Source organism: Hyunsoonleella rubra, assembly GCF_042684665.1.
Classification (GTDB): Bacteria; Bacteroidota; Bacteroidia; order Flavobacteriales; family Flavobacteriaceae; genus Jejuia; species Jejuia rubra.
Genome location: NZ_JBHULY010000011.1, coordinates 69,083 through 93,171, shown reverse-complemented (window position 1 = coordinate 93,171; position 24,089 = coordinate 69,083). Strand labels below are relative to the sequence as shown.

Here is a 24,089-nt window from a genome sequence, read left to right as displayed (position 1 = left end):
AAAACCGACTAAGACTTTTTTCTTTTATCCAGTAAATCGGGATTGTCAATGGGGTTTTCCTTGCCTTTTAAGGATTGTTCGATGCGGTCAATATATTCCAATGAATCGTCAATGAAGAATTCCAGTTGGGGCATGCGCCTTAACTGATTCTTAGTGCGTTGCGCCAATTCATGCCGAATAAGCGGTGTATTGCTTCTGATACCTTCAACAAGTTCCTTCCCTTTATCGTTCGGAAAAATACTCAGGTATATTTTGGCCACCGACAAATCTACGGTCACCTTTACTTTTGAAACCGAAATAATCACCCCATGCATGCCACCATCCGTTGCCGAGCGTTGTAAAATATCGGCCAAATCGCGTTGCAATACCGAACTTATTTTTTTTTGTCTTTGCGTTTCTTCCATAGAAATATTGATACACCTTTGGTGCAAAAATAGTGCATATTTTGTATCTTTCTTTAAAAGTAACAGGGAATGAACAAAATAGAACATATCGGGATAGCGGTAAAGAGCTTAAAAGACTCAAACGCCTTATTTGAAAAGCTTTTTGGCGAACCACATTATAAAGTGGAGGAAGTAGCCAGTGAGGGGGTGAGTACTTCCTTTTTTAAGGTTGGCGAGAGCAAAATAGAACTGCTGGAAGCCACAAAAGAAGATAGCCCCATAGCCAAGTTTATTGAAAAAAAAGGTGAGGGCATCCACCATATTGCATTCGATGTGGATGATATTGAAGCAGAGATAAAACGATTGACCAAAGAGGGATTCAAAGTATTGAATGAAACCCCTAAAAAAGGGGCGGATAACAAGTTGGTGGCGTTCCTACACCCGAAGTCCTCCAATGGGGTGTTGATTGAGTTGTGCCAAGAGATTAGGCTCCCACATTCGCGGGAGTGACAATTTTTTGGAAACTAAGGAACGATGTGCCTTAGAGTGTTCTTTTGAACTAAATTCTCTTGTAGGATTTTAAAATATATAGTAATATTGCACACTCTTTATTTAAGAGGATTGCAGTTTACTTGCAATGGGTCCTATAACTCAGTTGGTTAGAGTATCTGACTCATAATCAGAAAGTCCCTGGTTCGAGCCCAGGTGGGACCACTAAAAAGCCTAAATTACTGATGTAGTTTAGGCTTTTTTAATCGTATCTATCAGCATCCTGTTCAAAAAAAATGTAAAACCATCCAATTTTAAAACCAATACTTTTTAAAAGACTTCCTATCTTGTTCGAGTAAATTTTGGCAATATACAGGATGCAATTAGTAGAAAATCTGAAAGAGATTAAAACCGAATCTTTTAAAATTAACATTCCTTTCCCATCACCGGAATCCCCAAAATTCAAATTCATTGACCTTTTCGCCGGTATTGGAGGTTTTCGATTGGCATTGCAAAATGTTGGGGGTAAATGCGTATTTACAAGTGAATGGAACAAAGAGGCCAAGGTTACCTATGCAGACAATTTTGGCGAGGTTCCTTTTGGAGATATTACTGATGAATCCATAAAGCAGTTTATTCCTGAAAAATTTGATGTTCTTTGCGCTGGTTTTCCTTGTCAAGCCTTCTCCATTGCGGGCTATAGAAAGGGCTTTTCTGATACACGAGGTACTTTGTTTTTTGATGTGGAGCAAATTATTGAAAAACACCAACCAAAAGCGGTATTTCTTGAAAACGTGAAAAATCTGGTATCCCATGATAAAGGGAAAACCTTCAAAGTCATTTTAGAGATTTTGGAGAAAAAACTTGGGTACCAGGTGTACTATGAGGTGCTAAATTCTATGACGCATGCCAATATTCCGCAGAACAGGGAGCGCATATTCGTCGTGGCTTTTGACCCTAAACAAGTAACAAATTATAAAGACTTTAATTTTCCAGAGAAAGTACCTTTGACCAAAACCATTCACGACCTTTTGGAAAGCGACAAAAAGGACGAGAAATATTACTATTCGCCACAACACAAGTATTATCCGGAATTGGTGAAAACCATGACTAATCCGAATACAATGTATCAATGGCGAAGGGTATATGTGCGCGAAAACAAAAGCAATGTGTGCCCAACCTTAACGGCCAATATGGGTACTGGCGGACACAATGTGCCATTAATTAAAGACGATTTTGGTATTAGAAAATTGACCCCAAAGGAATGCTTTGCGTTTCAGGGTTATCCGATGGACAATTATGTTTTGCCAAACATTGCGAATAGCAAACTGTATATGCAAGCTGGTAATTCGGTCACCATGCCATTGGTGGAAAGGATTGCAAAGCAAATCGTAAAAGTGCTTTAAATCGTGAGGCCATTATCATTCAACGCCCCCAATGGGTATTTCATCAATTCTAAGCGACCTTTTAATGGCAACCGTCTCCATAAAAATGACATAAAAAAGGCCTTTGATTTTGCTTATGAAATGTGTTTCGGTAGTGGGTTTCACCGAGACCACAGGTCTGGCGGTCAGTCCAACAGGCGCAATGGCGAGAAATTTTCAAATACCTTTCAGGGAAAATTGGCTGAGATAGCTTTGTTTCAGTTTTTCACGTCAAGTGGCTTGGAATGCTCCCCAGTAGATTTTAGAATTATGGGACAAAATCTTTGGGACGATTCTGATTTTGTGGTGAATGGAAAGCATATCAATGTAAAATCGGCCGCTTTTTTTTCCAACTTGTTGTTGCTTGAAGAAAAAGATTGGAATCACAAAGGGCATTACCTTCCCAATTTAGAAAACGGCAACACCTATCGATATGATTTTTTCGTATTTATCAGAATAAAGCCGGACATTAAAAATATCCTTAGAAAAAACAGGTTGTTTTATTCGGATAAAGTTGAAAAAAACGAACTATTTGGATTGATTTCAGCCGAAGATTGGTTTTATGACATCCCCGGGTTTATGACCCACTCAATATTTCTTCAAGAAATTATTTCCAAAAAACGGATTCTTCCGCAAAGCGCACTTCTAAACGGAAGAACTAAAATGGATGCTTCCAACTATTATATTCAAACTGGGGATTTAAACGGAATAAGTGAAATTATTACTTCAATTTTGGCATAACTATGCCTTTATATAGTACTTGTTTTAGCCCTAAAGAAGGTCTTCCAAATTATTAACTTTACATTTGTTAATAATTTATTGGCTTTAACCCCCGTGTCGTCTAAACTTTTTTATATTTGTGCTGTAATCATGTAAAAATAAAGGGATTAATTTAGCCAGGATTATACTTTTTAATGGTTTTTGACGTTTGCTAGAATAGCAATTTCAATTAAGAAATATGCATTTCATCGATAATATTTAACGCTTTATGGATGTTTTTTTAGTATATTTCTTTTGCTAAGACCCTTTTTTTGTTACATTTGCGTCCCAATGATGATACAAAATAAAAGAATATTTGCCTCAGTCTTATTTGTATTAATAAGCATTGTATGCGTAGCCCAAGGGCCTCCGCCACCTGCACCGCCCCCTCCACCCGGTTTCCCAATCGATGGTGGTGTTCTTGTTGGGATATTCGTTGCTTTATTTTACGGCGGTAAAAAAATGTTGAAAAAGTAGACGCTATCGCGTTGCCATTAGCTTGGCCACATATTTTCCCAAAACATCAAATTCTAGATTAACCGCAGTGCCAATTTCGAAGGTATTGAAGTTGGTATGTTCGTATGTATAAGGAATTATGGCCACACTAAAACTATTGTCCCCTGAATTCACGACGGTCAAACTCGTTCCATTGACAGTAATGGAGCCTTTTTCTATGGTAACATTGTTCAATGAAGGGTCATATTCAAAAGTAAAAACCCAACTGCCGTCGGCGTTTTCTACATTGGTGCATGTTGCCGTTTGGTCAACATGCCCTTGAACGATATGGCCATCAAGCCTATCGCCTAATTTCATGGCGCGTTCAAGGTTCACCCTATCACCTGATTTTAAACTCCCCAGATTGGACTTGTCCAAGGTTTCCTTTATGGCGGTAACAGTATAAATATCATTATTTATATCTACTACTGTAAGGCATACCCCATTGTGTGCTACACTTTGGTCGATTTTCAATTCATCCGTAATATTGCTTTTGATAGAGATATGTAGATTGTCAAGTTCCTTTTTTAAGTCAGTAACCGTTCCAAGGGATTCAATAATTCCAGTAAACATTTTAATCTGTGTTTAATTGGTTAAATTTGCACATCAAAATTCAAAATTACGAACAAAAGCTAGGATTCTTAATAATGAAAGAAGAAAAAATTGTTGTAGGTATTTCTGTTGGTGATCTGAACGGAATTGGAGGTGAAATCATTCTAAAAACTTTTGAGGATTCCAGGATTTTTGAGTTCTGCACGCCCGTAGTTTTTGCTTCCATTAAGGTGATGGATTTCTTGAAGAAACACTTTGGTTCTGCAGTAAACCTCAATAGCATTCATAAGATGGAGCAGGCGGTTGATGACAAATTAAACGTTTTTAACTGTTGGAAGGAAGGGGTCTCCATTGAGTTTGGAAAAGAGGATGAAAAAATAGGAGAGTTTGCCTTCAAATCATTAGAAGCGGCCACCAAAGCCTTAAAAAGCGAAACCATTGATATTTTATTGACTGCGCCGATCAACAAGAAAAATATTCAATCCCAAGCATTTACCTTTCCTGGCCATACAGACTATTTGGCGCAAGAGCTGGGCGGACAAAGTTTAATGTTTATGGTAACCGATACCTTGAAAGTAGGTTTGTTGACGGACCATGTTCCGGTGAAGGATGTATCAACGCACATATCCCCAGAATTGATTACTCAGAAAATTAATACAGTTTACGATACACTTCGAAAGGATTTTGGTATCGGAAAGCCAAAAATTGCTGTACTTGGCATTAATCCGCACACGGGCGACAATGGCGTGATTGGTAACGAGGACGACGACGTAATGCGCCCTACCCTGAAAAAAATAAAGGAAGACGGCAAATTGGTGTTTGGCCCATATGCAGCGGATAGTTTTTTTGGCTCCGACAATTATAAAAACTTTGATGCGATTATCGCTTCCTATCACGATCAAGGGCTCATACCGTTTAAAACCTTGTCCTTTGGTCAAGGTGTAAATTATACGGCCGGGCTCAAACGGATAAGAACCTCTCCGGACCATGGAACGGCTTACGAAATTGCTGGAAAGGGCTTGGCAGACCCTGGGTCTTTTAAAGAAGCGCTGTTTATGGGGATACATGTTTTTAGAAACAGACTTGATTTTGAGAAACTTACAGCCAACATATTAAAAAAAGCACCAAGAAAAGTAGGAGCAAAAAAATAAAAATAACTGTCTGGGCTTATAATAAAAATTTTTATATTTGCAGGCTCAAAAAGTTGTGGTAATGAAGCCGATTAAAGCGTATTCGATTCCTTTTAAGGGATTAAAGATTGGAAAACACGACTTTGAGTACGGAATAGACAAAACGTTCTTTGATTATTTTGAGTATGATGATTTTAATGATGTAACTGTTAAAGTCAATGTTGAATTGGATAAGAAAACAACATTGCTAGAGTTACATTTTAAGATTTCGGGTTTTGTAAATGTGAATTGTGATCTAACCAATGAGCCTTATAATCAAGATATTGAAAATGAATTTGATTTGGTGGTAAAGTTTGGCCAGGATTTCAATGATGAAAATATTGATATCCTCATTATTCCACATGGTGAACACGAAGTGAATATTCAGCAATACATTTACGAGTTGATTATTTTGGCCGTACCCTTAAAACGGATTCATCCAGGAATTGAGGACGGCACTTTAAAATCAGACATACTGAACAAATTAGAGGAACTAAGTCCTGGCGAAAAAAATGAAAAAACAGTTGACGAAACTGACCCAAGATGGGATACTTTGAAAAAATTATTAACGGACAATAAATAACATATAAAATGGCACATCCTAAAAGAAAAATCTCTAAAACGAGAAGGGATAAAAGAAGAACGCACTATAAAGCAACTGCGCCAACTATTGCAACTTGCCCAACTACGGGAGAGGCTCATTTATACCACAGAGCGCACTGGCATGAAGGTAAATTATACTACAGAGGGCAGGTGCTTATCGACAATTCAGAAGAAGAAAATTTGGCATAGGTAATATGCATGCATCATAATTAAACGCTCACTTGTGGGCGTTTTTTTTGTTTTGCGCTTTTCTGGGTTAAAAATCGATCGAATTTGAATATATTTATCCAAAATTTCATATTTTACATCAAATTTGGATGATTTCTGTTCATTTTAGGCGTTTTTTATTCAATTAACTACACGGTATGAGTAAAATCTCAGCAGCGATAACTGCGGTCGGGGGCTATGTTCCTGACTATGTATTGACCAATCAAATGCTTGAAAACATGGTTGATACCAATGACGAATGGATTACGACAAGAACTGGAATCAAGGAACGTCGGATTCTAAAAGACGAAGGCAAAGGAACTTCTTACTTGGCTATAAAGGCCGCAAAAGACCTCATCGATAAAAAGGGGTTGGACCCAAAGGATATAGAATTGGTGATTGTAGCTACTGCAACACCAGATATGAAGGCGGCCTCAACGGCCTCTTTCACTGCCGCGGGAATCGGTGCAGTTAATGCCTTTTCGTTTGACATGGACGCGGCATGTTCTAGTTTTTTATATGGCATGTCTGTGGCGGCTTCCTATATTGAGTCTGGACGTTACAAAAACGTACTTTTAATTGGAGCCGATAAAATGTCTTCCATCATTAATTACAAAGACAGAGCTACGTGTATCATTTTCGGTGATGGCGCAGGAGCCGTGCTTTTTGAGTCGAATACAGAAAACCTTGGTCTTCAGGATGAATATTTGAGAAGTGATGGTACTGGAAGGGAGTTTTTACAGGCTACCTATGGCGGGTCATCACATCCTTTGACCCCTGAAGCTATGGAAAAAGGAGGACAGTATGCTTTCCAAGAGGGGCGAACGGTTTTTAAAAATGCTGTGTTTAATATGGCGGATTCTACTGTAAAAATTTTAGAGCGCAATAACCTCACACGGGATACCGTAAATTGGCTCGCGGCCCATCAGGCCAATAAGCGAATAATTGATGCCACCGCGCAACGGATAAATTTAGAGGAAGAAAAGGTGATGGTAAATATCCACAAATACGGAAATACAACATCAGCCACCTTACCTTTGCTTTTGTATGACTATGAATCGCAATTAAAAAAAGGCGATAATATGATCTTTGCCGCCTTTGGGGGCGGATTTAATTGGGGCGCCATCTATTTAAAATGGGCCTATAATTCTTAAAGACTAACCATTAAAACTAATAGCTAAATTATGGATTTAAAAGAGATTCAAAACTTAATCAGGTTTGTAGCCAAATCGGGAGCAAGCGAGGTTAAATTGGAAATGGAAGACGTAAAAATCACCATTAAAACAAGTTCGGATCAAGATGCGCCAACAGTTCAATATGCTCCTGTTGCGGCACCACAAATCCCTCAGGCAGTTGCGCCGCCAGCTGAAGTGGCTCCAGCAAAATCTGCGGCAGAGGCGCCTGCAGCCGAGGCTAAAGATGACGACTCTAAGTACATCACTATAAAATCCCCAATGATAGGTACATTCTATAGAAAGCCATCCCCGGACAAACCACTTTTTGTTGAGGTAGGACAGACCATTGCCGAGGGTGATGTGTTGTGTATCATTGAGGCCATGAAGCTTTTCAATGAAATAGAATCCGAAGTTTCAGGAAAGGTTGTTAAGATTTTAGTGGACGATTCTTCTCCGGTTGAATTTGACCAACCGCTATTTTTAGTAGATCCATCATAACCATTGAAAATTCCAATCCACAAATCCCAAAACCCAATTCTTGGAATTTGGAGCTTGGAAATTGAAATTTTTAATTAGAAAAGTTATGTTTAAAAAAATATTGATTGCCAATAGAGGTGAAATAGCCTTGCGCGTTATTAGAACCTGTAAAGAAATGGGGATAAAGACTGTTGCGGTCTATTCCACGGCTGATGCGGAAAGTTTGCACGTAAAATTTGCCGATGAGGCTGTGTGTATTGGCCCTCCGCCAAGTACGGATTCTTATTTAAAAATGGCTAACGTCATTTCTGCTGCTGAAATTACCAATGCCGATGCCATACATCCAGGTTACGGATTTCTTTCTGAAAATGCGAAATTTTCCAAAATATGCGAAGAGCACGGTATCAAATTTATTGGTGCCTCTGCGGAAATGATCGATAGAATGGGGGATAAAGCCAATGCCAAAGCGACAATGAAAGCGGCTGGGGTGCCTTGCGTTCCAGGAAGTGATGGTGTTATTGAGAGTTTTGAGGAGTGTAAAAAATTGGCCAAGGAAACTGGTTATCCCGTAATGCTGAAGGCCAGTGCCGGAGGAGGAGGAAAAGGGATGCGTGGCGTTTGGTCCGAAGACAAGTTAAAAGATGCTTGGGATTCTGCTAGGCAGGAAAGTAAAGCTGCTTTTGGGAATGACGATATGTACATGGAAAAGCTCATTGAAGAACCAAGACATATTGAAATCCAAGTAGTTGGTGATTCTCGAGGGAAAGCTTGCCATCTTTCTGAAAGAGATTGTTCCGTACAACGACGCCATCAAAAATTGACCGAAGAAACGCCATCACCATTTATGACGGACGCTCTTCGTAAAAAAATGGGTGAAGCCGCTGTTAGGGCCGCCGAATACATCAAATATGAAGGTGCTGGAACCGTAGAATTTTTAGTGGATAAACACAGGAACTTCTACTTCATGGAAATGAATACTCGAATCCAAGTGGAACATCCAATTACCGAGCAGGTAATTGATTTCGACTTGATTCGCGAGCAGATATTAGTAGCTGCAGGTGTGCCGATTTCTGGTAAAAACTATACCCCTAATTTGCATTCCATCGAATGTAGAATCAATGCCGAGGATCCCTTTAATAACTTTAGGCCTTCACCAGGAATGATTACAACCTTGCATGCACCGGGCGGGCATGGGATACGATTAGATACTCACGTATACGCGGGTTACGCTATTCCGCCAAATTACGATTCTATGATTGCAAAATTGATTACTACGGCACAAACCCGAGAGGAAGCTATTAGTAAAATGAAGCGTGCGCTTGATGAATTTGTGATTGAAGGTATAAAAACCACAATTCCATTCCATAGGCAATTGATGGATCATCCCGATTATGTAGCCGGGAATTACACCACGAAGTTTATGGAAGACTTCGAAATGCAAAAGCCAGCTGAAGATTAAACTACTGAGACTCCGAAATAATTTTCGGAGTTTTTTATTTCTATTTGGTCAAATTTGAAAGCCACAAAATCGATCAGGAAAATACTACCTTAGCAATATGCATCTATCCTATTGGGAAATAAAATCGTGGTTCTCTAACGTTGATTTCTGTATCGTTGGAAGTGGCATTGTCGGACTAAATTGTGCCTTGGTATTGCAGCAAAGGTATCCCAAATCTAAAATCCTAATTCTTGAAAAAGGGATGTTACCACAAGGCGCAAGTACCAAAAATGCGGGTTTCGCCTGTTTTGGTAGTTTAAGCGAAATTCTAGAAGACTTAAAAACACACTCAGAGCAGGAAGTGGTTCAAATCGCAAAAAAGCGGGTTGATGGCCTTCAATTACTTCGCCATACTTTAGGTGATAAAGCCTTGGGCTATCAGCAAAATGGAGGCTACGAACTTTTTTTGGACACCCATGCAGATTTGTTTGAAAACTGTTTGGCACAAATAGATAGTGCAAATAAAATGCTACTTCCGGTTTTTAAGGATGAGGTGTTTTCTGTAGCTGAAAATAAATTCGGCTTCGAAAATGTGGGCTCGCAATACATATACAATGCATTTGAGGCCCAAATCGATACGGGCAAAATGATGGAGGCACTGCTGTACAAAGTGCAATCCAAGGGCGTTAAGATACTTAACAATGCTGAAGTTAGAGCCTTTTCGGAGGTCAACGATACCGTAAAACTTTACATCGATGATTTTGAATTCGCTTGTGGCAAACTTTTGATAGCTACTAATGGTTTTGCATCGCAACTCCTAGATGAAAGCGTCAACCCTGCCAGGGCGCAAGTACTGATCACTAAGCCCATCCAAGATCTTGAAATCAAAGGCACATTTCATTTGGATAAAGGCTATTATTACTTTCGAAATATAGATAACAGAATATTATTTGGTGGAGGCCGAAATCTTGATTTTAAAGGTGAAAGCACCACTGAATTTGGACAAACCAATTTAATTCAAGAACAATTGGAACACCTTTTAAAAACAATGATTCTGCCTAAAACCAATTTCGAAATCGAACATCGCTGGTCAGGTATTATGGGAATTGGTAGTCAAAAGAAACCCATAGTGAAGCAGATTTCAAACCATGTATATTGTGGGGTGCGTCTCGGAGGAATGGGCGTTGCCATTGGAAGCTTGGTGGGAAAGGAATTGGCCGAATTAGTTTGACTATTTCATTCTTGCGTGTCACAGGGAGCGGGGTCGAACTGAAGGCAGGAATCTACTTTTTACGAACAGATGGACATAAAAAAACAACTCTACCAGCAATGCGAAGTCTTTATTGAAAACCGTTTAGTAACGGTTCAGAAAAGTATTGAAGACATTCAAAACGCATTATTATCTGAAACTAAAAGTTCGGCAGGAGATAAGCACGAAACAGGTCGGGCCATGATGCAATTGGAACGGGAAAAAGCTGGACAACAACTGGCCGAAATTCAAAAAACTAAAAACACCCTTTCCAAAATAAATCTAGATAATCCTTCCGACACTATTAGCCTCGGAAGTGTTGTATATACTTCAATCCATAATTATTTTATTTCGATAAGTGCTGGGGAATTAATGGTTGAAACCCAAACCTTTTACGCTATTTCTCCCAATACACCTATAGCTAAGTTACTTATTGGTAAAACCACAGGGGATAGGGTTTCTTTTAGGGGGCAGGAGTTTAAGGTTCAAATGGTATTATAAAGCATTTGCCTTAACCCCTAAATAAATGTTTTCTTTAGATGTAATAGCTGTAGGGTGCTCAAAAAATACCGATTTCCCGTCTAACATTACCTCGATTAAATAATGAGAACCTTTATAATAGGATTGCACCACCGATGCCTTCAGCTTGGATTTTTCAACAATTTCAAGCTGGCTGGCATAAACTAGTTGCCCATTTATTTCGTTGAATTCACCAAAGAAAGAAGCAACAAGTTGATGATTAGGACTCCCATAAAGGTCTTTTGGAGTTCCTTGGGCCAAAATTTGCGCGTCGTGCAAGACAATCATTCGGTCTGAAAAAGAAAGCACATCGTCTTTATCATGCGTTGCTACAATACATGTGATATTTTTATCCTTTAAATATTTGAACAGACTGCGGCGCAGAGATTGTTTTTTAAAGTTATCAATATGACTAAAGGGTTCATCAAGCAAAACTATTTCTGGTTGTTTAGCCATCGCTCGTGCCAATGCCACCCGTTGTTTCTGCCCACCACTTAACTCCTTTACTTTCACGTTGGCCACGGAAGTTAGTTCTACAACTTCCAGCAATTCTTTGATGCGTTCTTGCTTTTCCTCTGGATAAAAATTGGAAAGAAACTCACCTATGTTTTCAGAAACGGTTGTAAAAGGCATTAAATCAAACTCCTGTGCTACATGTTTCATGTATTCGGGACCAATAATTAGGTTAAATTTTGGACCTAAAATAGGTTGCTTTTTCCAAAACAGTTTACCTTCATTCAAATCATAGGTACCATACAAAAGTTTCAAAAGGGTACTTTTCCCAGAACCGCTTTCGCCAATAATGGAAAAGTGCTCGCCTTGCTTCACTTCAAATGAAACATTCTTTAGGACATATTGCGTTTTATACTTGAAAGAAATGTTTTGCGCTTTAAGCATAGAGCAATTGGGAATTCAAAAACTATTGTGTTTTATCTGTTCTAAAATAATTGGATTTCAATAAAAATGAATGCCTCAACACCGAGTACCTCACAAATTTATTGAACTTATAATAAAGATAAATGAAGTAAACTGGTGTAAAAAATGCCAAAACTTTGTTTTTCGAATAGAGTACCGGTTTTAGCTTTACCACATATCTAAACAGCACTTCCGGCTTCATTATAAAGGTTTTTAGGTAGCCCAACACTCCTGTACCTTTTTCTTTTTTGTACTCCAGGCCAACCTTATTTGTTCCAATATTTTGAAAGAATCCGCTGTTAAGTTCCTGAACAAATTTTAATTTTCTGGAATTGACAAAAAGTCCAGTTTTTAATGCCAATTCACTCAATGCTTTTTGCACCATGTTTTGGTTGTAACATATTGGACTTAATCGTTTTAGCATTTCTAAATGAATATCAAACATCTGTTGTTGATGTTGCTCAATATAGGTGTCGTACAGCCATTTTTCCTGTGGGTTGTGTTTTTCTAAAACAAAACCATTTTCTTCACTGGTATAACCTAGAGCACTGCCGTGGTTTGCAGCCGAAAACTGTTCATAGAATTGGGTATTGGCCATCAATATATGGTCGTTGTAATCCGTATAGGGAAGTAATGAAAACAATAATCCTGAACGTTTCGTTGCTTCCTGTAAATTATAAATATCGCGGATACCCAAATAGTAGCCGGTAACGGGAACGTCTTCATTCAGAAAACCAAAAATAGATTCCTGCATGGTGCCACCCCAGCCGATATCTACCAAATGGATGCCCTCTTTTTTGTAATCCGTACCAAAGGAATTCATATAGGCTTCAAAATCTTTTTTATTGGAAGTTCTATGATTTTTATAAAAGCTTTTAAATGATGGGCTGGCCAGTAAACTTTGAAATAATTTCGAATTAAAAAAGTCCTCCAAAATGGCAGAACTGTCTGCACTCAATTCCTTGGCGATAGTGGCTTTGGCGGATTCTGGACAGCTAAAAAAGGACAAAAAGTCCTCCAAGCTCATGGCTGGGTATTTTTCCTTTAGGTATTTAAACTCCTCTTTCTCCAGTTCTTTAAGGTTAATCTGCATAGAGGCCTGTCTTGATATTTTGAGGTAGTGTGTTTTGATAGCAGATGTCTTATCCAATTGATGACGCGCCTGATAGGCATCGAACAACTTTTTCAAGTACATGCCTTCCCGTGACAGAAAAAAGAGGTTTTTAACTTTATTTCGCTTGCATTGTTCATATAGACGCTCCGTAAAAAAATGATAGAAAATAATGTATTCTACAAAAGGCATTACCGAGCTTTTGGTACACTCGGAATGAATGTCCTCGATTGTATTTTTAAAAGCTTTATGATCATTACCAAAATTGTTGAGCTTGTTGCGCCTTAAATGTTTCCCATGAGGCAATTGAAAAGCATGGAGTCCATGCTTTCGGGAATTTTCAAAATCACTCACTTTATTGTCTCCAATCATCATTACCTCCTCTGGTTGAAGCGAAAGTTTGACTAAAAGCGGTTCAAAAATAGACCCATTTGCTTTGCTCAACTCCATATCCGCCGAGCTAAAAATACCATCAAAGATTTCTAAAATGCCGTGATGGGAAAGTAGGCTTTCAAATAGGGATTTTGAACCATAAAAATCCGAAACCAAATACACTCTGCCTCCATCGGCTTTGAAGTCTTTCAACAATTGAACCACACCATCATTTAGAAACTGCACTTGGGTTTCAGCCTTCAAATCGGCCTTTTCAAAAACTTCGAAGAACTCTGATTTTGAATAGCCTTGTAATACGTTATGATTGACTAACCTACGATAAATTTCTTCTTTAAGAACGGCATATGGCACCTCTAGCACATCGGTCTTAAACTTTTCAGATAGGTACTTATTTGCAGAGGTTCTAAAGAAATAAATTTCATCAATAGAAGCCGTTAAACCACATTCTTTAATCAAAAACTTGGCCCAAAGCCTTAAGGCGTAGTTCGGGTGTACCGTTCTATGAATAAGGGTGTCATAGTAGTCAGTGAATATGGCCTTAACCTTTTTGGTTTTCAGGGATTCTTTTAGGGCAGTTAGACTCATGGTTTGTCTTTTTTATTCCCAATAGTTTTACCGGGAGAAGCTAAAATCAAATGTTGCGCAATGCGAAAAAAGTCTATTAATTGATATTAGTAATTTGGCAAAAACGTTAATCGGTTCAAAAATAAGTAAAATGAAAGATTATGAGGGGTAATGCACCGAATGATTTCGACCAGGTGCAATAAAAGCTAATCAAATTGAACGGAGCATATAAAAACAAAAACTCCTTCCGGTTTTAGAAGGAGTTTTAAATTAACACTCTTAAAATCTAATTTACACTAAATTATTTTCAACTAGATATTCAGCAATTTGAATGGTATTTGTTGCTGCGCCTTTGCGTAAATTATCGGCAACAATCCACATGTTTAATGTATTAGGTTGTGTTTCATCCCTGCGGATGCGACCCACAAAAACTTCATCTTTATTGTGGGCAAAAATAGGCATTGGGTAGCTATTATTGGCGGTGTCATCCTGCACCACAACACCAGGGGTTGCACTTAATAATTGACGTACTTCAGCTAAATCAAAATCGTTTTCGAATTCCACATTTACTGATTCCGAATGTCCTCCTGCCGTTGGGATTCTTACCGCAGTAGCTGATACGGAGAATGTTCTGTCGTTCATAATTTTTTGCGGTTCTCTGGCCAATTTCATTTCTTCCTTGGTATAACCGTTGTCTTCAAACACATCACAATGTGGTAACGCATTGCGTCCAATAGGGTATGGATAGGCCATTTCACCCTCCACTCCTGCAATTTCATTTTCCAACTGACGTACCGCTTTAACCCCAGTACCTGAAACGGATTGATAGGTTGAAACTACAACACGCTTCATTTTATATTTTTTGTGCAATGGGTTTAAGGCCATCACCAATTGAATAGTGGAGCAATTTGGGTTGGCAATAATTTTATCCGCCTCGGTCAGCTCAGTTGCATTGATTTCAGGCACTACTAATTTTTTAGTGGGATCCATACGCCATGCTGAGGAATTGTCGACAACAGTGGTGCCGACCTCGGCAAATTTTGGCGCCCACTCCAAGGAAGTGCCTCCGCCAGCGGAGAATAAAGCAATATCTGGTTGCATGGAAACTGCTGTTTCCAGGCCAACTACACTATAATCCTTTCCGTTATAAGAAATAGTTTTGCCCACCGAGCGCTCAGACGCTACCGGGATTAATTCTGTAACGGGAAAATTGCGTTCTGCAAGTACTCTTAACATCACTTCGCCTACCATTCCAGTGGCACCAACTACAGCTACTTTCATCTGTATATTTTTACGTTTTTAAATAATTTGCGTGTGCAAAACTAAGTATTAATTCCAATTATAAAATTAAAAAAAGCCCACATTTCTGAGAAGTGTGGGCTTTTTAACAACATATAACAGTCTGTTATTTAATTAACAATTTGTTATTTTTTTAAAGCATCTCTGATTTCCATTAATAGTTCTTCTTGAGTTGGTCCTGCTGGCGGTTCCGGAGCAGGCTCCTCTTCTTTCTTCATTTTGTTAACACCTTTTACTACTAGGAACATCACAAATGCCACAATAATAAAGTCAATTACGTTGGTAATAAATGTACCGTATTCTAAAAACACTTCTCCTACCATTTCACCTGCGTCGTTTAATGTACCGTCTTTTAATTTATATCTTAATGCCTTAAAGTCCGAATCGAATATCAAACCAATCAATGGCGATACAATTCCTCCGGTAAATGAGGATACTACTTCTTTAAAGGCAGCACCCATAACGAAACCAACTGCAATGTCCACAAGGTTGCCCTTCATTGCAAACTCTTTGAATTCTTTTAACATAATTTTTAAAATTTCTAGTTAGTGAGATGCTAAAATACTGAAAAAATCTAATACCCTGATGGGTAATATCTATCAATGAATATCAAACCCTAAGATTTAAAATGGATTATCTTCAGATTTGTAACCGGAAATATTTAGAAATTGAATATTTCTTAATGGCGGAAAATAAAAAAACCTTGACTCTGTTTTCGATTTGGAGCACAAGGTTTAATTAAAATGATTAATAGCGGTGCGAAACTACGGTTTTTCCGTAAAACCCAAAAATTTTAATGTTAATTTATGGTTAAATTTATTAACAAATGTTAATTGTATTTCACCTTCCTCAGGATGCGTATCGTTTCCTTGTAAATGGCATAAATATCCTTGCTATAGGATTTTAAGTAAGGTTTGGCTTCGGTCAATTTGTCCAATGCCTCATGAAAAAGATTGAGATAACAAATTAAATAGGCAGATGGCAGATTTTTTAGGTCCAAAGTTTCATTTTCCGTTAGGGCCAGTCCTTTTTTTAGTTTTTCCAGGAGCGCATTATTGCTATTATAAATATGATGTAGTGTTTTTTTATTGAATTGTGGAGGTTCAAAAAGTAATTTGGTTTCAATATTATAATGGGCATTGTCCTGAAAATGAATGATGGTTTCCTCCAAAGGATAATATTTAAAACTTTTTTGAAAACCTAGGTTGACGTATTCGATAATTTCGAAGGTGTCATCGGTAATGGTGATGGCCACTTCGTCCAATGCTGAAAAAAATAGGCGTACCTGCTCGTTGATGAGTTCAATGTCCACCCTGGAATAAAATACTTCCTTTTTTACTGTTTTTTTCTGCCCCGCCCAGCACACCACAAAATATTCTTTAAACACCTTGTATTGCGCATTGAAATCCTTTCGTTTGTCCATAAAATCAATGACGCCGTCCAAAGTGTGTTCAATATTGTTTTGGGCATTTTTTTCAATAGCCTCCACAATTTTGGAATTCACATCTTTGATATCGCTTTCAAAAACCTTGGGCATACTGATGCTCCCATCCCTAAAAAACACCGAGCCACCGTAGTATTTCCAGATGTTTTTCCTTAATGCGGTCAATTTGCCAATGGGCCTTATGGTTACCAACCCCACTACTTTATCATCGGGCAAATGCGGAAAAGGGATGTTTTCATATTGTACAATGGGCGGATTGGTCAAATAGGCATTAATCAGGTTTTGAATTTTGCTGTCGTCAAAAAAATCTACACCTATGATGTTGTTGTCTGCGTCGTCCACCCCTATGACGATATAAGAATTGTTTTTAGGATTACTGTTGGAAAGCGCACAAATGTGCTTTAAAAACTTGGCCTTCCCTTCCTTTTGCCCAATATCGATTTTGCGCTTTTTGTCATAAAAGCTGTTTTCGTCATTGTGAGCCAAAAGGTGTTTGATTAGAAGGCGTTTGTTGATCATAATCCTATTCCTGCGAAGGCGGGAATCTTATTTAGTTTTCCTTTTTAACCGTTACCGAGTTCGCTTGGGCTGTGCAAAACATAAGCACATCTGCAATATTCACATGGGCCGGTCTGGACACCGCGAAGTAAATCACCTCAGCAACATCCTCAGCCTGTAAAGCCTTAAACCCTGTATAAACGGAATCAGCTTCCTCTCCTCCTTTAAAACGCACTTTTGAGAATTCGGTTTCCACTAAGCCCGGATTTACCGCACCCACTTTTATCCCAAATGGATTTAAATCCACTCGCATCCCCTCGGTAATGGCCAACACCGCATGCTTACTGCCACAATACACATTGCCTTTTGGGTACACTTCTTTTCCCGCCGAAGAACCAATATTAATGATATGCCCAGATTTCCGTGCAGTCATTTGAGGGATAATCGCTTTGCTGACATACAGCAAGCCTTTCACATTGATATCCATCATCGCGTCCCAGTCGTCCAAATTACCTTGATGAATAGGGTCTAACCCGTGGGCATTGCCTGCATTATTAATTAAAATGTCGATTTGCTTAAAATCTTCAGGTAAACCATCAATGGCCTTTAAAACCTCGGGTCTGTCACGTACATCAAAATTTAGAATATGCACATCCGTCAAACGGGCTAGGGCTTCCTTTATAGTTTCCAGTCTAGGTAAGCGCCTTCCACAAAGAATCAGCCTAATGCCTTGTTTAGCAAATTCATAGGCCGTTGCCTCTCCAATGCCACTTGTGGCTCCGGTTATTAATGCTGTTTTTTTCATGCCGAATATTTCCTTTAAAAATACCTAAAAGACAATGAAAACGGTTTTCTTTAAGAAAGAAATAATCAATAGTTATTCACCATTACACCACCTTTAAGACAATCTTATCATAATTATTGGTTAAAGTCAGTCCTCATGGCGCATCCCCATTTTTTTTAACCAATCTTTAACAGGATTAAAATAAAAATTTTAACAATTTGCAATGCTCAAAATAGGGCGCTATATTCGGGCGATAAAAACTTAAAGATGATGGAAGAAACAAGTACAATTGATATTAAGTCGATAAACGAGAAAATTGAAAAGGAGAGTGCTTTTGTTGATTTACTTACCTTGGAGATGAATAAAGTTATTGTAGGCCAAAAGCACATGGTGGAGCGGTTGCTTATTGGGCTTTTGGGTCAGGGGCATATCCTTTTGGAGGGCGTGCCAGGGCTGGCAAAAACCTTAGCCATTAACACCTTGGCTCAGGCGGTGGACGGCAGTTTTAGCCGGATCCAGTTTACTCCGGATTTATTGCCGGCCGATGTTACGGGTACCTTGATTTATAATATGAAGGTAAATGACTTTTCTATAAAGAAAGGTCCCATTTTCGCGAATTTCGTTTTGGCGGATGAGATTAACAGGGCACCAGCTAAAGTGCAATCTGCCTTACTTGAAGCCATGCAGGAAAAGCAAGTGACCATTGGGGACGAGACCTTTGTTTTGGACAAACCGTTTTTGGTAATGGCTACTCAAAACCCTGTAGAACAGGAAGGAACCTATCCATTACCGGAAGCGCAGGTAGACCGTTTTATGTTGAAAACGGTAATTGATTACCCAAAGCTGGACGAGGAACAGCTCATAGTTCGAGCTAATTTAAAAGGCGCTTTTGAAAAAGTGAAGCCAGTGGTTTCGCTGAAACAGATTCTTACTGCTCAAGAAGCAGTGCGTGAGGTTTACATGGACGAAAAAATTGAAAAATACATTTTGGATATCATTTTTGCTACCCGATATCCTGAGAAATATAGGCTCACCAGCTTGAAACCTTTAATCTCATTTGGAGCTTCACCGCGTGGAAGTATCAATTTAGCCACTGCGGCCAAGTGTTATGCCTTTATCAAACGTAGAGGTTACGTGGTGCCAGAAGATGTTCGCGCTGTGGTTCATGATGTGCTTCGCCATAGAATTGGGATCACTTATGAAGCTGAAGCCGAAAATATTACCTCTGAAGACATCATCAACAAGATTGTAAACGAAATAGAAGTTCCATAGCAGTTCCAAGTTCCAAGTTTCAAGTTCAAAGTTTTTTTAACCTTGAACCATAAACCCTAAACCTTGAACATTCCAAATGGATACTAAAGAATTACTAAAAAAAGTACGCAAAATAGAGATTAAGACACGACGGTTGTCTGATCATATTTTTGGAGGGGAATACCATTCTACCTTCAAGGGGCGTGGTATGACCTTTAGTGAAGTAAGGCAGTACCATTATGGAGATGATGTGCGGAATATCGACTGGAACGTTACGGCCAGATACAACGAGCCTTTTGTTAAAGTTTTTGAAGAAGAGCGCGAACTCACCATGATGCTTATGGTGGATATTTCGGGTTCGGAATTATTTGGGACGGGCGAACAATTTAAGAATGAAGTCGTTACCGAAATTGCCGCAACATTGGCGTTTTCGGCAACACAAAACAATGATAAAATAGGACTTATTTTATTTTCAGACCAGGTGGAGCTTTATATTCCGCCGAAGAAGGGACGATCGCACGTATTACGGATTATTAGGGAGTTAATTGAATTTGAACCTGAAAGCAAACAAACCAATTTGGCCGAAGCTCTTAAGTTCATGCAAAACGTGATGAAGAAGAAGGCCATCGTTTTTGTGCTTTCCGATTTTATTGCTGACGACTACGAGCAGACTATGAAAATCGCATCCAACAAACACGACGTTACTGGAATCAGGGTATATGATAAACGAGAGGAAGAAATTCCAAATTTGGGAGTAGTGCAAATGCAGGATGGAGAAACTGGGGAACTGATGCTGGTGAATACGAGTTCAAAAACAGTACGTAACAACTATGCAAAGTTTTATAGAAATAAAGTAAGGTACTATCAGGAAACGTTTTCGCGCTCCGGAGCCGGAGTTATCAATTGCAGGGTAGACGAAAGCTATGTAAAAAAGTTGTTAGGTTATTTTAAACGAAGAGGATAAGGGAAGTACGATTTATGATTTACGATTTGCGATTTATGAAAACTAAAAGTTCCGTCTTCGGTCTTCCGTCTTCGGTCATTTTTTCTTGTATCTTGTCTCTTTTTTCTCTTGTCTCATTTTCACAAGTAACCTCTTCAATCGATACAAATTCCATCAAAATAGGCGAGCAAATCACCTATAAAATTGAAGTAGAAACCGACACTACAAATCTGGTCGTATTCCCCGAAGGGCAAACCTTTATGCCGGTTGAAATGGTGGATTCTTACCCAGTGGATACCATCAAAAACAAGGATAAATTCAACCTGATTAAAAAATACGGACTTACGCAATTTGATTCGGGAACCTATATAATTCCAAAACAGAAAGTCCTAATTAACAATAGAACGGTTTTCACCGATTCCTTGATGGTTGAAGTCAATACCATTGAAGTTGATACCACAAAACAGAAGCTTTACGACATCAAACCCATTATTGAAGTCAAGAAAAGTGGTGGCAATTGGTGGAAATATCTGTTAATTGGTCTTTTGGCGGTAGGGATTATAGCAGCCATTCTTTGGTGGTTTATTTGGCGACAAAAACCGCTGACAGAAGAAGAAAAAATTGCTTTGTTGCCACCCTATGACAGGGCAAAAATGGCACTTCAAAAATTGGACGAAAGCCATTATTTGGAACACGAACAATTAAAGGACTACTATTCGGAATTGACCTTAATCATCCGAAAGTATCTAGACGAAAAAGTCTATGACCACGCCTTGGAAAGTACTACGGATGAATTAATTAGCAGATTGAGGTTGCTAAAGGACGGCAATCAAATCGATTTAAGTGCTGAAACGATCAAAAATTTGGAAAGCATTCTAAAGCGTGCCGATTTGGTGAAATTTGCAAAGTCCTCCCCGGACATCGCCTTAGCCGAAATGGACAGAAACACTATTGATGCGGAAATAGATCATGTAAAAGAAATACTGCCCGAGCCTTCAGAAGAAGAGAAATTACTGGATGAAGCATATCGTGAGGAGCAGGAGCGCAAAAAGAAGCGTAAAAAAGTATGGCTCACCGTGGGAATATGTATTTTCCTGTTGTTGATGACCATCACTGGGTTTTCGGTAAAATATGGCTTCGACTTTGTAAAAGATACTATCATTGGTCATGAAAGCAAAGAACTTTTGGAGGGTGAATGGGTTACTAGCGAATATGGAGCGCCACCCATTACGGTCACAACACCAAAGGTACTTAAACGAACACCTGCTCCAATTCCTGAAGAAGTCAAACAACAAGTGGAAATTAGCATGTTCGCCTATGGAAGTTTGCTGGATAAGTTTAGCGTTGTTGTGGCAACCACAAAAATTAAAGGACAGGCCAAAGTGGATTTGGAACAGGTTTCTGATCAGGCCATCAAATTGATGGAATCCCAAGGTGTTGAAAATATTTTGGTTAAAACAGAGGAGTTTGAAACCCCAAATGGAGGAAAGGGTTTAAAAATTCATGGCTCAGGTAGTTTTCCATCTTTAATCAATGATGAAAAGGAGTCGGGTAACTATGTGATACTAATTTTTAATGCTAAAAACGTTATTCAGCAAGTGATGCTCACGCGAAAGGCCGATGATAGTTATGCTGAACAGATGATAGAACGCATTTTAAATTCTATTGAAGTACAAAATGAAGCGCAATAAATGTTAGAAGGTATTCAGTTTTTAAATAAAGAATTGTTTTGGTTGCTTTTGCTTTTGCCAATAGCCATAGCATGGTATGTCTTCAAGCATAAAAAACAAACGGCCGAACTAAAGATTTCAAGTTTAAAAGGGTTTAAGATTACCAATTCCTGGTTGCCTAAACTGAAGCATTCACTGTTTGTGTTTAGACTTTTAGCTTTGACCCTGTTAATAATGGCCATAGCGCGACCTCAATCTGTGGATGTGTCAACCAAAACCAAAACCACAAGAGGAATTGACATTGTGATGGCTATTGACGTGTCTGCTAGTATGCTTGCCAAGGATCTAAAACCAAACAGACTGGAAGCACTAAAAGAAGTGGCAGCAGAATTCATTATGGGTCGCCCTAACGATAGAATCGGTCTTGTAGAATATGCTGGTGAAAGCTATACAAAAACCCCGATTACCAGTGATAAGTCAATCGTGTTACGCTCTTTAAGCGATATAAAATACAACACCATTATTGAGGGGGGTACGGCAATAGGTATGGGGTTGGCCACGGCGGTAAACCGTATTAAAGACAGCAAGGCCAAAAGTAAAGTGATTATTTTATTGACCGATGGGGTGAACAACACAGGTTTTATCGACCCTAGGACGGCCAGTGAATTGGCAGTGGAGTACGGCATTAAAACCTATACTATTGGATTGGGTAGTAATGGGATGGCACTGTCGCCTATTGCAATTGATAGCCGAACCGGGAGATTGCAATATGGTCGGGTTCAAGTTGAAATTGATGAGGACCTTTTAAAAGAAATTGCCGAGGCTACGGGAGGAAAATATTTTAGGGCCACCAACAATAAAAAGCTGGAGGAAATTTATTCAGAAATTAACAAACTGGAAAAAACAGAAATAGAGGAATTTAAATTTTATAATTACGATGAAAAATTCCGTCCGCTAGTGTGGTTAGCCGGTATTTTTCTGCTTTTGGAATTGTTGTTGCGATTTACAATTTTCAGAAGTTTTGTTTAAACCCTCCTGCAAGGTTTTGCTTGTGCTGAGCTTGCCAAAGTAAAAACCTTGTAGGTATTTATAAAGATAAGATAGTGAATCCGTGGTAAAACAACTAAACAACTCCACGGCAAACAAATAAACAGTAAATGTATCAATTAGAAGAGCAAATATGGTTTTGGACACTGGGAATTATCCCGGTAATTGTGCTGTTCTTTTTATTGCTTCAACTTTGGAAAAGAAAAGCTCAGAAGAAGTTTGCCGACTCTGGCTTGCTTAAAAGATTAAGCCCAGACCGTTCGATTTTCAAGTCATTTTTGAAGATCGCAGTGTTATGTTTAGCTTTTTTGTGCCTGAGTATAGCTCTTGTGAATCCAAAAATTGGAACAAAACTGGAAACTGTAAAACGTGAAGGTGTAGATATCGTTTTTGCAGTAGACGTATCGAAAAGTATGCTGGCCGAGGACATTGCCCCAAATCGTTTGGAAAAGGGCAAACAGCTTGTTACTCAAATTATCAATAATTTGGCCAGCGACCGAGTTGGTATTATTGCCTATGCCGGAAGAGCCTATCCACAGTTGCCCATTACAACCGATTACGCCTCAGCAAAAATGTTTTTGGGCAATATGGATACCGATATGTTGCCTTCAAGTGGTACCGCAATCGGTGGCGCGATTGAACTAGCCCAGACATACTTTGATAACGAAGAGCAAACGAATCGGGTATTGATTATCGTATCTGACGGTGAAGACCATTTCGGGGATGCCGCCATTCGCTCGGCAGAGGAAGCCAGTGAGCAAAAAGGCATTAAAATTTTCACTATTGGTGTGGGTGAGGAAAAGGGTAAACCTATTCCGATAAAACGAAACGGCGTGGTGGTCAGCTATAAAAAAGACGCTCAGGGCGAAACGGTGATTACCCGTTTGAATGCTGAAAATTTGGAAGGTATCGCATCCAGTGCTGACGGGTTGTATATCAATGGAAAGAACACGGATAAGGTGGTTGAAAGCATCCGGGAGATTTTGAATAAAATGGATAAAACTGAATTTGAGGCCAAGGAATTTTCGGATTTCAAAGACCAGTTCCAATGGTTTTTGGGCTTTGCCATTTTCTTTTTATTTGTGGATGTTTTCCTTTTGGAGCGCAAAACAGCTTGGCTAAAGAAACTGAATTTGTTCAATGAGAATTTGTAGAAATGTGGCTTTGGGATTTTTATATTTTTTTTAACGCCATTAAAAACAGGGTTTTATAATTTCGGAATAATGAATTT

General features: G+C 38.9%; 24 protein-coding genes and 1 tRNA gene. 17 read left to right on the top strand and 8 right to left on the bottom strand.

Annotated elements, in window-relative coordinates; genetic code table 11:
* Nucleotides 1–8 precede the first annotated feature (8 nt).
* A complete protein-coding gene (rbfA, locus tag ACFSR8_RS05965; protein WP_380290036.1) occupies nucleotides 9–404 on the bottom strand; it encodes a 30S ribosome-binding factor RbfA in 396 nt (131 codons plus the stop codon).
* A gap of 69 nt (nucleotides 405–473) precedes the next feature.
* Here rbfA and mce point away from each other — a divergent pair, with 69 nt between their 5' ends.
* The 4 genes from mce to ACFSR8_RS05945 all read left to right on the top strand — a co-directional run bounded on the left by mce (nucleotide 474) and on the right by ACFSR8_RS05945 (nucleotide 3,037).
* On the top strand, nucleotides 474–893 hold the full coding sequence (gene mce, locus ACFSR8_RS05960; protein ID WP_380290034.1) for a methylmalonyl-CoA epimerase: 420 nt from the start codon (nucleotides 474–476) through the stop codon (nucleotides 891–893).
* A 130-nt stretch (nucleotides 894–1,023) separates the two neighbouring features.
* Nucleotides 1,024–1,097, top strand: a tRNA-Ile gene (locus ACFSR8_RS05955).
* A 152-nt stretch (nucleotides 1,098–1,249) separates the two neighbouring features.
* Complete coding sequence (gene dcm, locus ACFSR8_RS05950) at nucleotides 1,250–2,278, top strand: DNA cytosine methyltransferase (RefSeq protein WP_380290032.1); 1,029 nt, start codon at nucleotides 1,250–1,252, stop codon at nucleotides 2,276–2,278.
* A gap of 3 nt (nucleotides 2,279–2,281) precedes the next feature.
* Nucleotides 2,282–3,037 carry a hypothetical protein gene (locus tag ACFSR8_RS05945; protein ID WP_380290030.1) on the top strand — a complete coding sequence of 252 codons (756 nt, stop codon included), beginning with the start codon at nucleotides 2,282–2,284 and terminating at the stop codon, nucleotides 3,035–3,037.
* A 498-nt stretch (nucleotides 3,038–3,535) separates the two neighbouring features.
* Here the strand turns inward: ACFSR8_RS05945 and ACFSR8_RS05940 are convergent, their stop codons facing one another.
* Nucleotides 3,536–4,123 carry a riboflavin synthase gene (locus tag ACFSR8_RS05940; protein ID WP_380290028.1) on the bottom strand — a complete coding sequence of 196 codons (588 nt, stop codon included), beginning with the start codon at nucleotides 4,121–4,123 and terminating at the stop codon, nucleotides 3,536–3,538.
* A gap of 71 nt (nucleotides 4,124–4,194) precedes the next feature.
* Between ACFSR8_RS05940 and pdxA the strand changes: the two genes are divergently transcribed.
* From pdxA to ACFSR8_RS05900, 8 genes are all read left to right on the top strand, one after another.
* A complete protein-coding gene (gene pdxA, locus ACFSR8_RS05935; RefSeq protein WP_380290161.1) occupies nucleotides 4,195–5,253 on the top strand; it encodes a 4-hydroxythreonine-4-phosphate dehydrogenase PdxA in 1,059 nt (352 codons plus the stop codon).
* Between the two features lie 61 nt (nucleotides 5,254–5,314).
* Complete coding sequence (locus ACFSR8_RS05930; RefSeq protein ID WP_186563815.1) at nucleotides 5,315–5,854, top strand: YceD family protein; 540 nt, start codon at nucleotides 5,315–5,317, stop codon at nucleotides 5,852–5,854.
* 8 nt (nucleotides 5,855–5,862) lie between these two features.
* Nucleotides 5,863–6,063, top strand: coding sequence for a 50S ribosomal protein L32 (gene rpmF / locus ACFSR8_RS05925; RefSeq protein ID WP_186563814.1), 201 nt, complete (start codon nucleotides 5,863–5,865; stop codon nucleotides 6,061–6,063).
* A 176-nt stretch (nucleotides 6,064–6,239) separates the two neighbouring features.
* The gene (locus tag ACFSR8_RS05920) at nucleotides 6,240–7,235 is read left to right on the top strand and encodes a beta-ketoacyl-ACP synthase III (RefSeq protein ID WP_380290025.1); all 996 of its coding nucleotides are present in this window, start codon (nucleotides 6,240–6,242) and stop codon (nucleotides 7,233–7,235) included.
* Nucleotides 7,236–7,265: 30 nt separating this feature from the next.
* A complete protein-coding gene (gene accB / locus ACFSR8_RS05915; protein ID WP_380290023.1) occupies nucleotides 7,266–7,754 on the top strand; it encodes an acetyl-CoA carboxylase biotin carboxyl carrier protein in 489 nt (162 codons plus the stop codon).
* Between the two features lie 85 nt (nucleotides 7,755–7,839).
* Nucleotides 7,840–9,192 carry an acetyl-CoA carboxylase biotin carboxylase subunit gene (gene accC, locus ACFSR8_RS05910; protein WP_380290021.1) on the top strand — a complete coding sequence of 451 codons (1,353 nt, stop codon included), beginning with the start codon at nucleotides 7,840–7,842 and terminating at the stop codon, nucleotides 9,190–9,192.
* Between the two features lie 97 nt (nucleotides 9,193–9,289).
* Nucleotides 9,290–10,402: an NAD(P)/FAD-dependent oxidoreductase gene (locus ACFSR8_RS05905; protein ID WP_380290019.1), complete on the top strand. Its 1,113-nt coding sequence runs from the start codon at nucleotides 9,290–9,292 to the stop codon at nucleotides 10,400–10,402.
* Nucleotides 10,403–10,471: 69 nt separating this feature from the next.
* Nucleotides 10,472–10,921, top strand: a complete 450-nt coding sequence (locus ACFSR8_RS05900; RefSeq protein ID WP_380290017.1) for a 3-oxoacyl-ACP synthase — start codon at nucleotides 10,472–10,474, stop codon at nucleotides 10,919–10,921.
* Here the strand turns inward: ACFSR8_RS05900 and ACFSR8_RS05895 are convergent.
* The 6 genes from ACFSR8_RS05895 to ACFSR8_RS05870 form a co-directional block, all read right to left on the bottom strand.
* Nucleotides 10,916–11,836: an ABC transporter ATP-binding protein gene (locus ACFSR8_RS05895; protein WP_380290015.1), complete on the bottom strand. Its 921-nt coding sequence runs from the start codon at nucleotides 11,834–11,836 to the stop codon at nucleotides 10,916–10,918. The genes ACFSR8_RS05900 and ACFSR8_RS05895 overlap by 6 nt on opposite strands.
* Before the next feature lie 22 nt (nucleotides 11,837–11,858).
* Nucleotides 11,859–13,943: an HAD family hydrolase gene (locus ACFSR8_RS05890; protein ID WP_380290013.1), complete on the bottom strand. Its 2,085-nt coding sequence runs from the start codon at nucleotides 13,941–13,943 to the stop codon at nucleotides 11,859–11,861.
* 270 nt (nucleotides 13,944–14,213) lie between these two features.
* Nucleotides 14,214–15,203 (bottom strand): aspartate-semialdehyde dehydrogenase, encoded by a 990-nt coding sequence (locus ACFSR8_RS05885; protein ID WP_380290011.1) that lies wholly within the window; start codon nucleotides 15,201–15,203, stop codon nucleotides 14,214–14,216.
* Nucleotides 15,204–15,346: 143 nt separating this feature from the next.
* A complete protein-coding gene (gene mscL / locus ACFSR8_RS05880; RefSeq protein WP_186563804.1) occupies nucleotides 15,347–15,748 on the bottom strand; it encodes a large-conductance mechanosensitive channel protein MscL in 402 nt (133 codons plus the stop codon).
* Nucleotides 15,749–16,050: 302 nt separating this feature from the next.
* Nucleotides 16,051–17,184 carry an ATP-binding protein gene (locus ACFSR8_RS05875; RefSeq protein ID WP_380290008.1) on the bottom strand — a complete coding sequence of 378 codons (1,134 nt, stop codon included), beginning with the start codon at nucleotides 17,182–17,184 and terminating at the stop codon, nucleotides 16,051–16,053.
* Nucleotides 17,185–17,215: 31 nt separating this feature from the next.
* Nucleotides 17,216–17,968, bottom strand: a complete 753-nt coding sequence (locus ACFSR8_RS05870) for an SDR family NAD(P)-dependent oxidoreductase (protein WP_380290006.1) — start codon at nucleotides 17,966–17,968, stop codon at nucleotides 17,216–17,218.
* Between the two features lie 249 nt (nucleotides 17,969–18,217).
* Here ACFSR8_RS05870 and ACFSR8_RS05865 point away from each other — a divergent pair, with 249 nt between their 5' ends.
* The 5 genes from ACFSR8_RS05865 to ACFSR8_RS05845 all read left to right on the top strand — a co-directional run bounded on the left by ACFSR8_RS05865 (nucleotide 18,218) and on the right by ACFSR8_RS05845 (nucleotide 24,012).
* Nucleotides 18,218–19,219 (top strand): AAA family ATPase, encoded by a 1,002-nt coding sequence (locus tag ACFSR8_RS05865; protein WP_380290159.1) that lies wholly within the window; start codon nucleotides 18,218–18,220, stop codon nucleotides 19,217–19,219.
* 76 nt (nucleotides 19,220–19,295) lie between these two features.
* The gene (locus ACFSR8_RS05860; RefSeq protein ID WP_380290004.1) at nucleotides 19,296–20,162 is read left to right on the top strand and encodes a DUF58 domain-containing protein; all 867 of its coding nucleotides are present in this window, start codon (nucleotides 19,296–19,298) and stop codon (nucleotides 20,160–20,162) included.
* A gap of 35 nt (nucleotides 20,163–20,197) precedes the next feature.
* Nucleotides 20,198–21,832: a hypothetical protein gene (locus tag ACFSR8_RS05855; protein WP_449272392.1), complete on the top strand. Its 1,635-nt coding sequence runs from the start codon at nucleotides 20,198–20,200 to the stop codon at nucleotides 21,830–21,832.
* On the top strand, nucleotides 21,833–22,840 hold the full coding sequence (locus tag ACFSR8_RS05850; RefSeq protein WP_380290000.1) for a vWA domain-containing protein: 1,008 nt from the start codon (nucleotides 21,833–21,835) through the stop codon (nucleotides 22,838–22,840).
* Between the two features lie 128 nt (nucleotides 22,841–22,968).
* The gene (locus ACFSR8_RS05845; RefSeq protein WP_380289998.1) at nucleotides 22,969–24,012 is read left to right on the top strand and encodes a vWA domain-containing protein; all 1,044 of its coding nucleotides are present in this window, start codon (nucleotides 22,969–22,971) and stop codon (nucleotides 24,010–24,012) included.
* Nucleotides 24,013–24,089 lie beyond the last annotated feature (77 nt).

What these genes read in the sequence shown, in the direction of transcription:
- ACFSR8_RS05895 (WP_380290015.1), bottom strand. Translation starts at nt 11,836, where the DNA reads ATGCTTAAAGCGCAAAACATTTCTTTCAAGTATAAAACGCAATATGTC.
- rpmF (WP_186563814.1), top strand. Translation starts at nt 5,863, where the DNA reads ATGGCACATCCTAAAAGAAAAATCTCTAAAACGAGAAGGGATAAAAGA.
- ACFSR8_RS05890 (WP_380290013.1), bottom strand. Translation starts at nt 13,943, where the DNA reads ATGAGTCTAACTGCCCTAAAAGAATCCCTGAAAACCAAAAAGGTTAAG.
- ACFSR8_RS05920 (WP_380290025.1), top strand. Translation starts at nt 6,240, where the DNA reads ATGAGTAAAATCTCAGCAGCGATAACTGCGGTCGGGGGCTATGTTCCT.
- dcm (WP_380290032.1), top strand. Translation starts at nt 1,250, where the DNA reads ATGCAATTAGTAGAAAATCTGAAAGAGATTAAAACCGAATCTTTTAAA.
- ACFSR8_RS05900 (WP_380290017.1), top strand. Translation starts at nt 10,472, where the DNA reads ATGGACATAAAAAAACAACTCTACCAGCAATGCGAAGTCTTTATTGAA.
- ACFSR8_RS05860 (WP_380290004.1), top strand. Translation starts at nt 19,296, where the DNA reads ATGGATACTAAAGAATTACTAAAAAAAGTACGCAAAATAGAGATTAAG.
- ACFSR8_RS05930 (WP_186563815.1), top strand. Translation starts at nt 5,315, where the DNA reads ATGAAGCCGATTAAAGCGTATTCGATTCCTTTTAAGGGATTAAAGATT.
- ACFSR8_RS05845 (WP_380289998.1), top strand. Translation starts at nt 22,969, where the DNA reads ATGTATCAATTAGAAGAGCAAATATGGTTTTGGACACTGGGAATTATC.
- ACFSR8_RS05850 (WP_380290000.1), top strand. Translation starts at nt 21,833, where the DNA reads ATGTTAGAAGGTATTCAGTTTTTAAATAAAGAATTGTTTTGGTTGCTT.
- mscL (WP_186563804.1), bottom strand. Translation starts at nt 15,748, where the DNA reads ATGTTAAAAGAATTCAAAGAGTTTGCAATGAAGGGCAACCTTGTGGAC.
- ACFSR8_RS05865 (WP_380290159.1), top strand. Translation starts at nt 18,218, where the DNA reads ATGGAAGAAACAAGTACAATTGATATTAAGTCGATAAACGAGAAAATT.
- ACFSR8_RS05875 (WP_380290008.1), bottom strand. Translation starts at nt 17,184, where the DNA reads ATGATCAACAAACGCCTTCTAATCAAACACCTTTTGGCTCACAATGAC.
- ACFSR8_RS05870 (WP_380290006.1), bottom strand. Translation starts at nt 17,968, where the DNA reads ATGAAAAAAACAGCATTAATAACCGGAGCCACAAGTGGCATTGGAGAG.
- accC (WP_380290021.1), top strand. Translation starts at nt 7,840, where the DNA reads ATGTTTAAAAAAATATTGATTGCCAATAGAGGTGAAATAGCCTTGCGC.
- ACFSR8_RS05855 (WP_449272392.1), top strand. Translation starts at nt 20,198, where the DNA reads ATGAAAACTAAAAGTTCCGTCTTCGGTCTTCCGTCTTCGGTCATTTTT.
- mce (WP_380290034.1), top strand. Translation starts at nt 474, where the DNA reads ATGAACAAAATAGAACATATCGGGATAGCGGTAAAGAGCTTAAAAGAC.
- ACFSR8_RS05940 (WP_380290028.1), bottom strand. Translation starts at nt 4,123, where the DNA reads ATGTTTACTGGAATTATTGAATCCCTTGGAACGGTTACTGACTTAAAA.
- accB (WP_380290023.1), top strand. Translation starts at nt 7,266, where the DNA reads ATGGATTTAAAAGAGATTCAAAACTTAATCAGGTTTGTAGCCAAATCG.
- ACFSR8_RS05885 (WP_380290011.1), bottom strand. Translation starts at nt 15,203, where the DNA reads ATGAAAGTAGCTGTAGTTGGTGCCACTGGAATGGTAGGCGAAGTGATG.
- rbfA (WP_380290036.1), bottom strand. Translation starts at nt 404, where the DNA reads ATGGAAGAAACGCAAAGACAAAAAAAAATAAGTTCGGTATTGCAACGC.
- ACFSR8_RS05905 (WP_380290019.1), top strand. Translation starts at nt 9,290, where the DNA reads ATGCATCTATCCTATTGGGAAATAAAATCGTGGTTCTCTAACGTTGAT.